The organism is Rhodopirellula sp. J20-39 (genome assembly GCF_057365095.1).
In genome coordinates this window covers 1,467,487-1,483,246 of record NZ_CP195123.1, presented here as the reverse complement: position 1 = coordinate 1,483,246, position 15,760 = coordinate 1,467,487, and the positions used below count along the sequence as shown (strand labels likewise).

Below are 15,760 nucleotides of genomic sequence, written 5' to 3'. Positions count from 1 at the left end.
GGTTGGCATCGGCCAAGCGACCACTAGCCAACACTGCCTTCCATTTGCAATTGGATCAGGCGATTCATTTCGACGGCGTATTCCATCGGCAACTCTTTGACGAGCGGCTCGATAAAGCCGTTGACGATCATCGTGCTCGCTTCGGCCTCAGTCAGTCCACGTGAAAGCAGATAGAACATTTGCTCTTCGCCGATACGTGACACGCTCGCCTCGTGACCGATCTGCACATCTTGCTCAAGCACTTCGATGTACGGGTAGGTATCGCTGCGGCTTTGGTCATCCAGAATCAATGCGTCACAAACCACGCTGTTCTTACTGTTGTGAGCACCTGGTTCGACTCGCACTAAACCGCGATAGCTACCGCGGCCGCCATTCTTACTGATCGACTTGGAAACAATTTGGCCAGTCGTGTTCGGAGCCGCATGTACCAACTTGGCACCTGCGTCCTGGTGTTGTCCAGCACTACTGAAAGCGATCGACAGAATCTCGCCGCGAGCACCGGGTTCCATCATGTGAACCGCGGGGTACTTCATCGTCAGCTTGCTGCCCAGGTTGCCGTCGACCCATTCCATCGTCGCATCTTGGTAAGCGTATGCTCGCTTGGTCACCAAGTTGTAGATGTTATTGGCCCAGTTTTGGATCGTCGTGTAGCGGCATCGAGCGTCCTTCTTGACGACAACTTCCACCACGGCGCTGTGCAGGCTTTCCGTTGTGTACATCGGCGCGGTGCAGCCCTCGACGTAGTGAATGCTGGCACCTTCGTCGACGATGATCAACGTACGTTCGAACTGCCCCATGCTTTCCGCGTTAATGCGGAAATACGCTTGCAGTGGGAATTCGATATGAACTCCCTTAGGCACGTAGATGAACGAACCACCCGACCATACCGCACTGTTCAGGGCAGCGAACTTATTGTCCGTCGGTGGAATGATCGTACCGAAGTACTCACGCAGCAATTCGGGATGCTCGCGAACGGCGGTGTCCGTATCGGTGAAGATCACGCCTTGGTTGTGCAAGTCTTCCTGAAGCGAACCATAAACGACTTCGCTTTCAAACTGAGCCTTCACACCGGCGAGGAACTTCTTCTCCGCTTCCGGAATTCCGAGCTTATCGAAGGTGTCCTTAATCTCTTGCGGAACATCGTCCCAAGACTTCTCTTGGTTTTGAGTCGGCTTGAGATAGTAATAGATGTCTTGAAAATCAAGATCCAACGCACCGCCCCACTTGGGCATCGGGCGTGATTCGAATTCAGCCAACGACTTCAAGCGGAACTCCCGCATCCAATCGGGCTCGTTCTTGATGTCAGAGATTTGGTGAACGACTTTTTCGCTAATACCCTTTTCCGCTTTGAAAACACCCGTGGTCTCGGTGCGGAAGTTGTACTTATTGATTTCGTCGAATTCTGGCTTTTCGGTAACGTCAGTTGCCATGGGATTGCCTAGAGATTGGAGTGATGAGCGGAGGTAGAAAAGCGATTTGCTCGCGGTGAATCAACGGAGGCCAGAACCGGGAAGATTCATTCCCGGTCATGGCAACTTGCCGTTGGCCCCTACGAGACAGCTTCTTCAGCAAGCATTTCTTGGTTGGCAGCTTCGGCATCCGGATAGGATTTGCGAATGCGATCGTAGCCTTCTTCGTGCAATTCTTCGGCAAGTTCCTTGCCACCGGTTTCAACCAGCTTTCCACCCAACATCACGTGAGTGAATTCCGGTGGGTTGTGAACGAGCAGCTTGTCGTGGTGAGTGATGATCAACAATCCCATCTTTTCGCGACCGATTTCAGCGATCGACTCACTGGCCAAACGCACGGCGTCGGCGTCGAGACCCGAGTCGGTTTCGTCCAGGATCGCGAACTTAGGCTGCAACATGGCCAGTTGTAGGATTTCGGCTCGCTTCATTTCGCCGCCGGAAAATCCATCGTTGACGTAACGACGAGCGAACTCGACGTCCATGCGAAGGTGAGCCATCTTTTCCTTCAGCTCCTTACGGAACTCACGCATCGGAATCAGCTCTTCGCCTTCCTTACGGTCTGGGTTGCGAACATTGGTGGTCGCGTGACGCAAGAAGTCAGCCATCTTCACACCGGGGATCGCCATCGGGCGTTGGAACGCCATGAACAAGCCGGCACGAGCACGTTCGTCAGGAGCCATTTCGAGGACGTCGACGCCGTCCAAGGTGATCGAACCGTCGGTCACTTCGTATCCTGGGTGCCCCATGATGGCCAACCCAAGCGTGCTTTTGCCGCTACCGTTGGGACCCATCAAAGCGTGAGTTTCACCATGATTGATGGTCAGGTTGACGCCACGCAGAATCGGCTTGTCACCAACAGAAACGTGTAGATTTTCGATTTTCAAAACGTGGGACATAGCAGATTTAGCTGGGTTCTTAAAAATGGAAAGTGAGAGGGAGAATGATTCCACCAGCTCGGTTCAGGACGGCTGGCGAATCGATTAAGTCGGCTTGGGAAAGGCGACTAGGTTTCAGTAGTAAGAGACGAATCCGTCGGACGGACAGGCTGCGACTGCAGGACAGGCTTGGTTTTCGAAGCCGCCCCGGTGTCCAAAGCCGGTCTAGTTTCCGAAGCCGGTCTAGTTTCCGAAGCCGACGAAAATTGGCAACAGGAGTCGCCATCGAGCCGACATTGGCTCAGATGAACATCCTTGCCAAGGGCTTCTGAAAGCATCTTCTCTTCCAGGCGACACATCGTCCGATCGTCCGATGCGTCCGTTAGATTGGGATAAGGACATGCCTCAATATCGAGTACCGGCAAGTCCGACTCATCGCCAGGCGAAAGAATCGCGGCGATGTCGCGCACTTGCAACATCGCTGAAAGCTGCTTCATTCGCTGGGCAAACGGCCCCGGCGAGGAGGCCAGTTGTTCTTCATCGACGGTCGACGACTCTTCGTCCATTGCCGTCGCGTATTGTTGGCCCATGCGTTTCGCGATCGCGGTTACCAATCGTTCGCGAACTTCGCCTTCGGGCAATTCTAAAATTTCACGCCACATCGCTTCCGCAAGATCCGACGCGTCGGCGCCCGACTTGCGATAACCGGCAACGGTTAACAAATAACGAAACGTCGGCCGACCTCGGCCTGCGACGACCTTTTCGCGATCAATTAGCCCGGTTTCGAGCAAACGTTCGATTCGTTGCCGAATGGCAGTTGCGGTGACGCCCAGTATCTCGGTTAAATCCCCGATCGTTTTGGGTTCGCCACTTCGCAAACAGAGCAGCAATTGTCGATCCACGCTACGCACATTCACGCCATGAAGATCCACGCCAGCAAAAGCGGTGGAAGCGTGCTCGGTCGTGGGTGGCAAGGTGCTCATACAAGGTTAGTATTCACATCTCGCGATTTTTGACAAGCTTCGCTGCGAAAATTAGCGAACTGCCCCTCTCACTGGAAATGGGCGTTCTCGCTACGATACCCCCACAAGCCCCATTTATCCTCCCTTAGCCAGAGTTTAGTAGATGAAAGCCGTCGCCATTCGCCCCGGTACCCCCAACAGTGTTCACCTCCAAGATATCCCTCGTCCGTCCGTCAGCGACGTTGATGGCGGTGTCGGAGTGCTGGTGAAGGTTCTGAAGGTGGGCGTCGATGCAACCGACCGCGAGATCGCCGACGCTCTCTATGGGAACGCTCCCGAAGGCGACGACTTTTTGATCATCGGCCACGAATGCTTCGGGATTGTCGAAGAAGTAGGCCCCAACGTGAGGGGGCTCAAGCCAGGCGACTACGTTACGGCCACCGTGCGGCGTCCCGGCGGTTCGATCTATGACTTGATCGGCACCAACGACATGACCAGTGAGGAGACCTATTACGAGCGCGGCATCAACCTGCGTCACGGCTTCATGACGGAATACTTCGTCGACGACCAGGAATACATCGTTCGTGTGCCCGCCGGACTGAAACACCTTCACGTGCTTCAGGAACCAATGAGCTGCGCCGCCAAGGCCATCCATCAAGCTTACGAAGCTCAACGGCGAATGAAGGTCTGGTCACCCAAGGTTGCCTACGTTATTGGGTCGGGCCAAATTGGATTGTTGGCGACACTTAGCCTGAAGCTACGCGGATTGGAAGTTTATACGCTGTCTCGCAGCGAAGCCCCTAACCTGAAGGCGAGCATCGTCGAAGGCTTGGAAGCGACTTACGTTAGCACGAAAAAGACCCCGATGAAGGAACTGGTCGAAAAAACCGGCAAGCCAGATTTGATCATCGACGCGACCGGCTACAGCCCCATTGCGTTTGAAGCGATGGAATGCATCGGCCACAACGGCGTCGTTGTCTGGACCAGCATTACCGGTGGCGATCGCACCACCGAAGTCCCAGCGGACAAAATCAATATCGAATGGGTACTGGGCAACAAACTGCTACTTGGTAGCGTGAACGCCAACCGCACGCACTTCGAAATGGGCATCCGCGATCTGGCACTCGGCGACGTTATGTATCCCGCCGTCCTCGAAAAGATCCTGACCAATCCCGTCGACGGCATGGACAACCACGCCGAGATGATGCGATTGCTTGTTGAAGATGACGACGCTCTGAAAGTCTACGTAAACGTCGCCGACGAATAGGCCTCCCATGACCGCTACGAATCCAGCAACTGACACGAACCCAGCTCGCGACTTCAACGCCGTCAAACGCATTGTTCTGTGCTTTCCAGTCGAACAACATCACGTCGACCAGATGGCCCGAACGCTTGCGGAATTGAAGGCGGATCCCAACGTCCCGCTTCATCACGACATTGAAATCGTGGACGCGGGACAAGAGCGTGTCGACGAGTTGCTGCCATCGGCGGATATTTTCATCGGGCACGCGAAAGTCCCTGTGGATTGGGATCGCGTGCTCGCGGCTGGACGATTGCAGTGGATTCAATCGTCCGCAGCGGGACTGGATCATTGCTTGGTGCCCGGCGTGATTGCGGAACCACGAATCTTGGTCAGCAGTGCGTCAGGATTGTTTGCTCCGCAGGTTGCCGAACAAACGTTTGCATTGATGATGGGCGTTTTGCGCCGCATCGGGCTGTTTGAACGGGCTCGCCAAATCCCGGAATTCATTCGTCGTCCCACCGATGACCTTCGCGGCAAAACGGTGGGCATCGTGGGCATGGGTGGCAACGGTCGTCAAATCGCCAAGATGCTCGCACCTTGGGAAGTGAAGATCATCGCCACGGACTTCTATCCCGAACAAAAGCCCGCCGAAGTGGATTCGCTGTGGCCCGCCGATCGTGCTGACGACCTGTTCGCTCAATCGGACATTGTCATCCTGACCATGCCGCTGAACGAGTCAACGTATCGGTGCATTGATGAAAAACTGATCGCCCAAATGAAACCTGGCGGCTACCTAATCAACGTCGCTCGCGGGCAAGTCCTGAAGGAACAAGCACTTGTTGACGCCCTTAAATCCGGACACCTGGCCGGTGCTGGCGTCGACGTCACCGAAATCGAGCCACTGCCACCGGAAAGCCCACTCTGGAACGATCCCAACGTCCTGATCACACCCCACGTCGGTGCTCAATCTTCACGGCGAGTCGACGACACCGTGGACTTGGCATGCATCAATTTGCGCAGGTTCTTCACCAGCCGATCCATTTACAATCGCGTCGACAAACGCCTCGGCTTCCCGCACCCCAACGACTCTTACCGAGTCGCCGCACAAGCGGAAACGAGTCCTGAGTCCTGAGCAGCCAAAGAATCTTCCACATGTTCAGCACCTCGCCACGCCTCGATTCAAAGCCTTCATCAATTTTCCGCGAAAACCGTTTCCAATGAGTAGCAACCGTTTCTCCGTGCCGTCCGACGCCGTAGTTAGGCGAGACGAACAGCCTGTCGGAGCGATGCTGTTGCCGGAGGAAAACGGCCAATCGTTCGTCGAAGAGTTCAATCGGACCTATCGGTCGATCGGGCTGAGCTTAGAAATTTTCGAACCGGCACAGTCTGACTCGACAAGCATCTTGCGATCGCTTTCGGATGCCTCAGCCCTTCATTCCAACGCCGCGACTCCCTACACTGATTCGCTCGACAGTTGATCAGCGAGCAGCCTGTCCGATCGACTTCAGTACCTATCAACGCAACAGGCAAACCGGAACGAGTTAGTCATGAGTGAAGCAAAAGTACGAGGCGTGGTCCATTTGGTCGAGGAAACCAAGACCTACGGCCAAAAAGGGTTCCAGAAACGCATGGTGGTGCTTGAGCAAGACAAAGGCAGCTTCACCAACTACGTTCCCGTTGAGTTCACCCGCGATGGCTGCCAACTGGCTGACGGCCTGAACAAAGGCGACGAAATCGAAATCACTTATCGCTTGAACGGTCGTCGTTGGCAAAAAGACGCCAACAGCGAAGTGAAATTCTTCGTCAACCTGGAAGCCATGTCCTTCCAAACGATCACGGGTGGTTCAGCCGGTGCCAGCGGTTCGCCTAACGATGCCTTCGCCGAAGCAGTTGAAGAAGACGACGCACCATTCTAGTTCGAACTTGAGTTCGCTAGCTCCGACTTGGGCTCACTAGTCCAGGCTCGGGCTCGTCAGCTAGAACTTGGGCTCATGCTACGAAGCCCAGCTTCTGACTTGACTCGGACTGCCACCCCCATGCACTTCAACAACGGCGTCCACGTTCACGAAGCCTAAGGCGTCAACAACAACGCCGCCAAGTCATCGGGTTTACCGGGCACACCCGGTTCATCACAACGCATGCGTTGGTTGGCTAGATTGACCAACGCGTTCATCCGAGCGAGCGGTTTTCCGGATCCGGCCAAAACCGCCACTTCGGCAAGTTGCAAATTGTCGAACAAACCGTCACTGGCAATCACGACGGTGTCCCGAGCGGCCAGCGAAATCGCAGGCCCGATCTCGATGTGCATTTCTCGAGTGCCCACCAAATTCGACACAAAGTGTCGTTCGTCGTGTGTCATCGCTTCCGCTTCATCGATAGCTCCCGATTCGATCAGATAACCCACCGGTGAGTGCGACGTCGATTTCCACTTGATGCAGCCTCGTTGTCCCACCACCATCGCCATCGAGTCACCGACTTGATAGCCACGGGCAATCCCGTTTTGGACCTCGACAACGGATATCGTTGTTGCGGCCCCAGTGCCCATGTCCAAAATTTCAGCGTTGGCTCGCTCGATCCCATCCAGGATCGCTGGCCGCAAATCAGCGCCGTCGGCTCGGCCTTCCAGACTCTCTTGCAAACACTCGATCGCGATCGCCGAGGCTTTGTATCCCAACGGTGCACCGCCGACGCCATCGGCAACGGCCAAGACAATTGCACCATCAACAAGCGTGATCACCGCGGCACTGTCGTCGTTGGGCTCTTCTTTGCCCGGGCATGTTCGCGAATAGGCCACGATGTTCCCGGCTCGCCGTGACGCATCGTTGGTCAGTGCATCGGCGACCGGCCACGATAGCGGAGAATCCATCTCGCTTTCCAGGAATAGCTTCGCGGTCGTTTCAAAAGTGGTAGCCATGCCCTAATTCTACGACCCTTTCCGCTGCCGATTGGCAAATCGTGTGGCCTTCAGACGACATTTTTCCCAAGCTTCCGCTAACCGCGTCGCATCGGTGTATCGATCACGAGGTTTAATCGCAACGGATTTGCGGATCACACCAATCAAATCAGGGTGCACCCGCCGGCGTAGGTTCGCCGCCCCCGGAAGAGGCCATTCGTAGGGATATTCCGGCCACTTGCTGGAAAACATGCGATAAGCGATCAAACCGATCGAAAACACGTCCGCACGAGCCGACGGCTTGCCCATGGCCTGTTCGGGGGCCATGTAACCCAGCGTGCCGGTTCCCGCACTGGCAATCGTCTTGTGAGCGACCTTCGCGATCCCGAAGTCGCCCAGCCGCAGCCGCCCGTCATCAAACATCAAGACGTTTTCCGGCTTGATGTCACAATGAATGATTCCGCGTCCGTGAGCGTAAGAAACCGCTTCAATTAACTGCGAAGCGAAATCAAACGCGGTCTCGAACTTCATCCGCTTGCCCAGCCGATCATCGAGCGTTCGCGATGCCAACGGCGATACGATAACGAAATAATCGCCAATGAACCCTGCATCCCGAATCGGCAGGATATTGGGATGCTCCAATTCCATCGTAAGCTTAGATTCGCGGCGGAATTCGTTCAGCAATTCCTGAGAAACCCATTTCGAACTGGGGATCTTCAACGCCACCTTAATGTTCAGCAGCGTATCGCTGGCCGCATAAACATCCGCAAAGCCACCCGAACCAATTCGCTTGTCCAATCGATACTTTCCGATGCGACTGCCCACGCGTAGCTTCGGCGGCGAGTGAGTCGGTATCGGAGTGGTTCGAGCCATGTAAAAAATCCTGAGCGATTCTTCGCTTTGCTGTCGCCTACACTGTAAGGCCGATCAACCGCGAAGCCGGCAACAGCCCAATGTTCGGTCCCTTCAATCCACTTGTCCAGTGGCTCGCTGAGTTCGGCCCACTCTTTTTCAACTTCGTTTCGATTCCTTATCCCACCCGAGTCGGCCATGCCCCCTTCCAAACCGTCACCGCGACCACTGGGCGGAATCATTCACGCGTACCAAAAGTACGACCCCACTGCGTTCCCCCCGCCGACCCAAGCCCCCCCGGACCTAGTCACGCCAGCGTTCGAACAGGCGATGATGTACGGTAACTTTCAAGAGCTCACTGACGAACAACTCGCCAACGCAGTTCGCCTGGACCCGTCGCAAATTGCTGGGCTGGGTCCGAGCATCGATTTCCTTCGTGCGTTATTGGAAGAACGCAAGCGAAAGATCCTGGAAACCTACGAGTCGCAATCGGTTCAAAAGAAAGCTCGCAAGGCGTTTCACCAAGCCGCCAAACGCGTCAAGCCAACCGCCAAAATGGAAAAGCTTTTTCGCACTGCGATTAGCCAAGAGCAACCGTTCATGATCGAACGGCTTTGGTACGTCGCCGACGACGACAACGATAGTGATCTGGCTTCCAAATTGCTTTCAACCGGTGCAGCGATGCAAGATAAACACACCATCGAAGAATTAGCCACGAAGTACGACTTCACCGGCAACGAATCGATGACCGTCCCAAAAGCACTGGAGATCAAGGACGAATTGGAGAAGATCGATGAGCTGCTAAAGCAACTCGAGGAGGCCGAGAAGACGGCGCAGATCGGCATCATCGATATGGAAATGCTCAGCGAGTTCGCGCAGCCCGGCGATATGGAACAACTCGAGGAGATGCGCAACCAAATCGAAAACATGATGCGGGAACAGGCCGAACGCCAAGGCCTCGAACGCAACCCCGATGGCAAAGGCTATCGCTTAACACCGCAAGCCTACAAGATTTTCCAAGGCCGATTGCTGCAGCGAATCTTCAGCGAACTTGCCCCCTCTCGATCAGGTCGCCACGAAGGCGACGTCGTCGGTGAAGGAGCTGTCGAACTGCAACAAACCAAGGCTTATGAATTTGGCGATAGTGTTGCGAATTTGGATCTTCCGCAAACGATCATCAATTCGCTGATCCGGCAAAAAGACGAGCGTCCGCTGCGTCTGCACAGCGACGATATCGTCGTCCACAAGACTCGTAACCATCCCCGGTGCGCGACCGCAGTGGTCATGGACATGAGCGGATCGATGCGCTACGACGGCCAGTACATCAACGTCAAACGGATGGCTCTGGGACTACAGGGATTGATCAACAGCGAGTATCCCGGCGACTTCCTGAAGTTCATCGAAATGTACACGTTCGCGAAATTGCGATCGCCCGGCGAGATCGTCGAGATGATGCCCAAGATGGTCACGATCCACGACCCATGGGTGAGGCTAAAGTGCGACATGAGCAACCCGGACATTACCGAGCAACAGGTTCATCCGCACTTCACCAATATCCAGCACGCGCTTAAGCTGGCCAGACAAAACCTGGTTAACTGCGACACGCCCAACCGTCAAATTTGCCTAATCACCGACGGACTCCCAACGGCTCATTTCGAAGATGAGACGCTGTACATGCTCTACCCGCCGGACCCGCAAACGGAAATGGCGACCATGCGGGAAGCCCAGCTTTGTCACAAGGAAGGGATCACGATCAATATTTTCTTGATTCCAAGCTGGTCGCAAAGCCAGGAAGACATTCGGTTCGCTTACCGAATGGCCCAATCGACGAAAGGCCGCGTATTCTTTACCAGCGGCAAAGACCTCGACCGTTTCGTGTTATGGGACTACGTCAACAATCGCCGTGACATCATCGCCTAGCGAGTCTGCGTTTGACGTTCCGCGGCTGCCGTCGTTTGACCTCGATTCTCACGCTGCTGTTGAGCAATCGCGGCACTGCGGCGAGCGACCGTCACAATCGTATCGGAGAATGACTCACGGACCGGCGGGTCAACCTGTGGTAACCGCGACGCAATGTCGAGCATCGCCGAAGGATTGTGCGCACTGGACTGGCTCACCTGAGAAATGAACTGGGCCGTTTGCATGAAATTGCTGTCCGCTGACCGACCAATGATCGGACTGAGCGTGCGGGCGATTAAGTCCAACCCCAAACTCTCCAATTGCACGAAACAATCCAGCGTTCCTGAGATCGTGGTTTGTCCGTCCGTGCCCGCTGCATAAGTCGACCGCAACACGAACACTCCCTTGCCGCGGATCGGCGTCGGGACCATCCGCCCATCATAAGATCCGTCGACGACAAAGATATGTTGCTCGTCATCACCGTAAACCAAATCCACCCGGCAAATCGTGCCAACACCATCGCTGGCCTCTAACTGGAACGGAGCGATTCGCTTGGATTGCACTTTCGTGATCCCCATCAAATCCCACAAGCCGACCAGCACATCGGGATTGCGAGTCAGGAACAAAAACATATCCTGATCGCACGAAATGACCTGACTTGGCAATTGGCGAAACAGCGTCGGCTTTTCTGCAATGTCCAAAATTCGCTTGCGAGCATCGACGGTAAGCCGCTCCAGAGGCAGCGAGTTCAGAATCCCTTGTCGATGCGCCGCGGAACCGACACGGTGATCGTTCGCGTCTCGATTGCCCCAAGGATTCAGCAGCGAGGCACCGCCACCGGATCGCTGACCGGAATTCGCCTGCTGGGCGTAACCCACCGCCGGCGACGCGGCGATGCAAAGTGCCAACAGCGCAAGCCAGATAATCGCCGCCGATCGCCCGGCTGCCGTTGAAGCTGCCTCGCGGACGTGCTCAAGACCATATCGGCCCCCTGAGTCACTGCGGATTTCATCCATCAAGGTTCTGGATATCACCAGCACCGCCCCCGTAGGTTCGCAATCCGCCGTATTTGGCGGTGAAGATTAACAGACGCTTCGATCGCAAATCGTTCCACCAAACTTTGCGACGAATCGACACCCTCATCGCTGTTGGACACAACGAAGGACGGTATCCATCCATTTCGGTTGTGACGGTGGTAGGACGTGAGAAAAAGAATCGGCCCCTTCGCGATTGTTGCGATCTGGCCGATACTGTGGGCCGGTTCGCGGAACCTCACCAACAATCAACGAGCGTTGACGCTTTTCCGTTTCCAATCTTTAGCTTTTTCCGACAACCGGAGCAGATTCCCGATGGCCAAAAAATCAATCGACCAAACCGAAGTGCAGGGCAAAACCGTCTTGATGCGTGTGGACTTCAACGTCCCGCTCGACGATAGCTGCCAAATCACCGACGATCGCCGTATCCGAATGGCGTTGCCCAGTATCGAAAGCGTGATCAAACGCGGCGGCAAGGTCATCCTGATGAGCCACCTGGGCCGCCCCAGCGGTGGCGAGGGCGACGAAAAATACTCGCTCAAGCCCGCCGCCACCCGCCTGGGTGAAATGCTCGGCAGCCCTGTCCACTTCGCGGCCGACACCGTGGGCGACGACGCCACCGCCAAAGCTGGCGAACTGAACGACGGTGAAGTTCTCGTTCTTGAAAACCTGCGATTCAACGCCGGCGAAAAGAAGGGCGATGCCGAATTCGCTGGCAAGCTCGCCGCCATGGCCGACATTTACTGCAACGACGCCTTCGGCACCTGCCACCGCAAAGACGCTTCGATGGTCGCCGTTCCTGAAGCGATGGCGGGCAAGCCACGCGTCGTTGGCCACCTCGTCGCCAAAGAAATCCAGTACCTCAGCGATGCGATCGGAAACCCCGGACGCCCCTTCGTTGCGATCCTGGGCGGTGCCAAAGTCAGCGACAAAATTAACGTCATCAACAACCTGCTCGGGATCTGCGATTCCATCTTGATCGGTGGAGCTATGGCCTACACCTTCTCGCTCGCCCAAGGCGGCAAAGTCGGTAACAGCCTTGTCGAAAAAGATAAAGTCGATCTCGCCAAAGAATTGCTCGCCAAAGCCGACGGCAAGCTGCACCTGCCCGTCGACACCCATTGTGGCGACGACTTCGGAAACATTGCGGGCTGCAACAAGAAGGTTGTTGCCGCCGGCGAAATTCCTGACGGCATGGAAGGACTCGACATCGGCCCCGAAACCGCCAAGCAATACGCCGCCATCATCAAAGATTCCAAGACAGTTGTCTGGAACGGTCCGATGGGCGTTTTCGAAAAACCACCCATGGACGCAGGCACCAAAGCAGTCGCTCAAGCCGTTGCCGACGCCGATGCGGTCAGCATCATCGGCGGTGGCGACAGTGCCGCAGCGGTGGACCAACTCGGTTTCGCCGACCAAGTTAGCCATGTCAGCACCGGTGGCGGCGCTTCGCTAGCAATGCTGGAAGGCCAATCGTTCGCGGCAGTCGATTTGTTGGACGAAGCGTAACTCTCTTAAACGACAATTCACATCATCGAAAAGGCCAGCTCTCTCCAGAGCTGGCCTTTTTTCATAAAACGATGGCCTAGGCTTCCAGCCTGGGGTCCATTAACAACCATCTTGAAGACATGGAACACCTCCACAGGCTGGAAGCCTATGCCACTTTTCGTGATCGGTTGAGATTCGGATTGTGCTATAACGACCGCAGAAGCATCCTGCATTTTGGCTAGGCAAACAATATTTCGGCCAAACGATTCGACACTCGCCCGCCACGAAGCCACCATGGCCGCTGATCCAAAACCGCCTCCATCCGACGAACGCTCCAACGTAGTCAAAAGCGGTGAAAGCAAGCCTGGCACATCCATGCGTGCAACCTGGGCGGACTCTTTCCACTCGTTTCTGCTGGCCAGCATCCTGTTGCTGTCAGCGATCGTAGGCCTCTTGTATGTCATCTGGTCCTATAGCGGCCGAGACCCACTTGATGGAATCGAAGTGCCACCGGTGCGATTCGTCACGTCCGATCCCAGCGGAGGAGATGGGGATTCATTTGACACCCCCTCTCGGTTCGAAACCTCGCTTTTGGAACCACTCACCTTGGAACAGCGACTTGATTCGCTAGCAGCCGTTCCTGTCGATTCTGACGCACCGCTCGAATCCGACGATCCATCCGCAGTCCCCGCTCTGCCCGCAGCCATCGGGGAAATCGAAGACGAAGCTTCAATAGAAGAAGCGGCCCTACCCGATCCAACAACAGAATCAGCAGCTGATCCCAAATAGAGGTCTGCAATAAAACCGGCCAAGAGGTCAAAAGCCCCACAAACGAGGTCGATTCAGGCTAATCAGCAATAGACGCGGGCCACGTCAGCGACTGGCGAACGTGCCACCCCACCGTCACCAGTGGACTACTTGCGATTTTAGGCCGTGGCGATGACGATAGGGGCATGCTGGGCAGTGTTGACGCTGTTCGGTTCTCGTCATTCCGCCAGTCGCCGATCACTTTCGCAGGCCCCCAACGCATGAGTGTTGCTCCTTCGCCCCAATCGTCTTCCGACAACCAGCCAGCCGGAAAAACGCCAACCGGGAATCCACCTGTTTTCTCGCCTCCTGGCTACTTTGACGCGTTGGCGACCCGTGTCCTGGAGGGCTCACCGATCACGCGGCAAGAAGCGTTGTCGATTCTGAACGCGTCCGACCTAGACGTGCCCGCGATCCTGGCCGCTGGCTACCGAATCCGGCACCACTATTTCGCCAACTCGGTCCAGCTCTATTTCTTAATGAGTGCCAAGAGCGGTCTGTGCCCTGAAGATTGCCACTACTGCAGCCAATCCAAGATCTCCGAAGCACCGGTGCCGAAATACAACATTCTCAAGCGAGATGACCTGATGGAAGCGGCACGGGTGGCCGCCGAACGCGGTGCCAAGACGTACTGCCTAGTCATCAGTGCACGTGGCCCCAACGAGCGTGAAATGAAAGCGGTCGAAACCATCGTTCCCGAGATCAAGCAAAAATACAATCTCGACATCTGTGCCTGCCTGGGCCTGCTCGACGACGACCAAGCCAAACGACTAAAAGCCTGTGGTGTCGACCGAGTCAACCACAACTTGAACTCCAGCGAATCCCACTACGCCAAAATCTGCACCACCCACACTTACGAAGACCGAGTGCAGACCCTTCGCAATGTTCGCGACGCTGGCATGGAAATGTGCAGCGGTGGCATTATCGGCATGGGCGAAACCAAGGAAGACATCGTCTCGATGGCGTTCGATCTGGCCGATCTGGGTGTGCAGTCGATCCCGGTCAACATCCTCAACGCCATCGACGGCACGCCGCTCGAAGGCACCGATGCGATGTCCGCCCAGGACGCACTGAAGTCCCTGGCCATGTTCCGTTTTGTGAACCCCGATCGCGAACTGCGTATCGCCGGAGGACGAGAACTCCACCTGCGAATGCTGCAGCCAATGGGACTCTACGTGGCCAACAGTCTCTTCGTTGGCGACTACCTGACGACCAAAGGACAAGCCCCGCAAGCCGATTACGACATGATCAAGGATCTAGGCTTTGACATCACCGGATCTTGCGAAGAAGTGAGCATCGACGGTTGAGCCTTCGCGAAACGTTCGATACCGATGCCCCGGTCGCAATCGTGACCGGTTCCGGCGCACCCCGAGTTGGTCGCGTGATTGCCGAAGAACTCTCGCGACGTGGATGCCATGTCGCGTTGCATGCCAATTCCAGCGTCGACGAAGCGGAAGCCGCCGCTTCAACATGGCAATCCAAGTTTGACCGCGACGCCATTGTCGTTACCGGATCACTGGACGACGATGACGTGTGCGACGGAATCATTGATCAAGCCCACTCCCACTACGGCCGCCTGGACATCCTCGTCAACAGTGCGGCGATCTGGTCCCCCACCTCGCTGGAAGAAATCACCGGCGATGAAATCCGGCGTTACTTCCAAATCAACTCCGTCGCATCGCTCCTCTGTTCTCGCGCCGCCGGCCGACACATGGTCCAACAACCACACGGCGGTGCGATCATCCAAATCGGTGATTGGGCGACAGTGCGTCCCTACGCCGATCACGCGGCTTACTTCCCCAGCAAGGGAGCCGTTGAGGCGATGACCCGGTCGCTAGCCGTTGAACTCGGCAGCCGCAACTCGCGTGTTCGTGTGAACTGCGTGCAGCCCGGTCCGGTGCTGCTAGGCGATGACGTTCCCGCCGAAACCACTCAACAACTCATCGACAGCACACTCGCTCGCCGAATCGGCACCCCCGAAGACGTCGCCTCCGCTGTCGCCTTCTTATGCGAAAACACGTTCGTGACCGGCGTTTGCCTGCCGGTCGATGGAGGCCGAGGGATCTTCGCGCCCGACGGACTGCAAATCGGCCGCAACACCGGCTAAAGCATCTTCCCTGTAGCCACCGTCGCCAGACGGTAGACCACGTTCTGGCGAACATAGCGACATACGTTTTGAAGTTGCCATTCGCAATTGCGGACAAGCTGTAGGCCGGACCAAACGCAGCGACGTTACGG

15 protein-coding genes are annotated in these 15,760 nt (G+C 56.0%); 9 read left to right on the top strand and 6 right to left on the bottom strand.

Features of this window, described 5'->3' with window-relative positions; translation table 11 throughout:
• Nucleotides 1–23: 23 nt before the first annotated feature.
• The 3 genes from sufB to ACR3ZL_RS05410 all read right to left on the bottom strand — a co-directional run bounded on the left by sufB (nt 24) and on the right by ACR3ZL_RS05410 (nt 3,327).
• Nucleotides 24–1,430 carry a Fe-S cluster assembly protein SufB gene (gene sufB / locus ACR3ZL_RS05420; protein WP_283432722.1) on the bottom strand — a complete coding sequence of 469 codons (1,407 nt, stop codon included), beginning with the start codon at nt 1,428–1,430 and terminating at the stop codon, nt 24–26.
• Between the two features lie 119 nt (nt 1,431–1,549).
• Nucleotides 1,550–2,365 (bottom strand): Fe-S cluster assembly ATPase SufC, encoded by an 816-nt coding sequence (sufC, locus tag ACR3ZL_RS05415; RefSeq protein WP_473648906.1) that lies wholly within the window; start codon nt 2,363–2,365, stop codon nt 1,550–1,552.
• Nucleotides 2,366–2,472: 107 nt separating this feature from the next.
• Nucleotides 2,473–3,327 carry a helix-turn-helix transcriptional regulator gene (locus ACR3ZL_RS05410; protein ID WP_473648907.1) on the bottom strand — a complete coding sequence of 285 codons (855 nt, stop codon included), beginning with the start codon at nt 3,325–3,327 and terminating at the stop codon, nt 2,473–2,475.
• 142 nt (nt 3,328–3,469) lie between these two features.
• Here ACR3ZL_RS05410 and ACR3ZL_RS05405 point away from each other — a divergent pair, with 142 nt between their 5' ends.
• From ACR3ZL_RS05405 to ACR3ZL_RS05390, 4 genes are all read left to right on the top strand, one after another.
• Complete coding sequence (locus ACR3ZL_RS05405) at nt 3,470–4,573, top strand: glucose 1-dehydrogenase (RefSeq protein WP_473648908.1); 1,104 nt, start codon at nt 3,470–3,472, stop codon at nt 4,571–4,573.
• 7 nt (nt 4,574–4,580) lie between these two features.
• Nucleotides 4,581–5,681 carry a D-2-hydroxyacid dehydrogenase gene (locus ACR3ZL_RS05400; RefSeq protein WP_473648909.1) on the top strand — a complete coding sequence of 367 codons (1,101 nt, stop codon included), beginning with the start codon at nt 4,581–4,583 and terminating at the stop codon, nt 5,679–5,681.
• A gap of 85 nt (nt 5,682–5,766) precedes the next feature.
• Nucleotides 5,767–6,027: a hypothetical protein gene (locus tag ACR3ZL_RS05395; RefSeq protein ID WP_473648910.1), complete on the top strand. Its 261-nt coding sequence runs from the start codon at nt 5,767–5,769 to the stop codon at nt 6,025–6,027.
• Between the two features lie 69 nt (nt 6,028–6,096).
• The gene (locus tag ACR3ZL_RS05390) at nt 6,097–6,465 is read left to right on the top strand and encodes a DUF3127 domain-containing protein (RefSeq protein ID WP_473648911.1); all 369 of its coding nucleotides are present in this window, start codon (nt 6,097–6,099) and stop codon (nt 6,463–6,465) included.
• Nucleotides 6,466–6,620: 155 nt separating this feature from the next.
• Here the strand turns inward: ACR3ZL_RS05390 and ACR3ZL_RS05385 are convergent, their stop codons facing one another.
• Together ACR3ZL_RS05385 and ACR3ZL_RS05380 are read right to left on the bottom strand one after the other, a co-directional pair.
• Nucleotides 6,621–7,463 (bottom strand): PP2C family protein-serine/threonine phosphatase, encoded by an 843-nt coding sequence (locus ACR3ZL_RS05385; protein WP_473648912.1) that lies wholly within the window; start codon nt 7,461–7,463, stop codon nt 6,621–6,623.
• Between the two features lie 9 nt (nt 7,464–7,472).
• The gene (locus tag ACR3ZL_RS05380) at nt 7,473–8,315 is read right to left on the bottom strand and encodes a serine/threonine-protein kinase (protein ID WP_473648913.1); all 843 of its coding nucleotides are present in this window, start codon (nt 8,313–8,315) and stop codon (nt 7,473–7,475) included.
• A gap of 177 nt (nt 8,316–8,492) precedes the next feature.
• On the opposite strand from ACR3ZL_RS05380, the gene ACR3ZL_RS05375 reads away from it, so the two are divergent.
• A complete protein-coding gene (locus ACR3ZL_RS05375; RefSeq protein WP_486173256.1) occupies nt 8,493–10,214 on the top strand; it encodes a vWA domain-containing protein in 1,722 nt (573 codons plus the stop codon).
• Here the strand turns inward: ACR3ZL_RS05375 and ACR3ZL_RS05370 are convergent.
• A complete protein-coding gene (locus ACR3ZL_RS05370; protein WP_486173255.1) occupies nt 10,211–11,227 on the bottom strand; it encodes a hypothetical protein in 1,017 nt (338 codons plus the stop codon). The genes ACR3ZL_RS05375 and ACR3ZL_RS05370 overlap by 4 nt on opposite strands.
• A 315-nt stretch (nt 11,228–11,542) precedes the next feature.
• Between ACR3ZL_RS05370 and ACR3ZL_RS05365 the strand changes: the two genes are divergently transcribed.
• From ACR3ZL_RS05365 to ACR3ZL_RS05350, 4 genes are all read left to right on the top strand, one after another.
• Nucleotides 11,543–12,736: a phosphoglycerate kinase gene (locus tag ACR3ZL_RS05365; protein ID WP_473648917.1), complete on the top strand. Its 1,194-nt coding sequence runs from the start codon at nt 11,543–11,545 to the stop codon at nt 12,734–12,736.
• 273 nt (nt 12,737–13,009) lie between these two features.
• Nucleotides 13,010–13,504 (top strand): hypothetical protein, encoded by a 495-nt coding sequence (locus ACR3ZL_RS05360; protein WP_473648918.1) that lies wholly within the window; start codon nt 13,010–13,012, stop codon nt 13,502–13,504.
• Between the two features lie 239 nt (nt 13,505–13,743).
• The gene (gene bioB, locus ACR3ZL_RS05355; RefSeq protein ID WP_473648919.1) at nt 13,744–14,829 is read left to right on the top strand and encodes a biotin synthase BioB; all 1,086 of its coding nucleotides are present in this window, start codon (nt 13,744–13,746) and stop codon (nt 14,827–14,829) included.
• Nucleotides 14,826–15,629: an SDR family NAD(P)-dependent oxidoreductase gene (locus tag ACR3ZL_RS05350; protein ID WP_486173254.1), complete on the top strand. Its 804-nt coding sequence runs from the start codon at nt 14,826–14,828 to the stop codon at nt 15,627–15,629. The genes bioB and ACR3ZL_RS05350 overlap by 4 nt, the downstream gene beginning before the upstream one ends.
• The last annotated feature ends 131 nt before the right edge of the window (nt 15,630–15,760 follow it).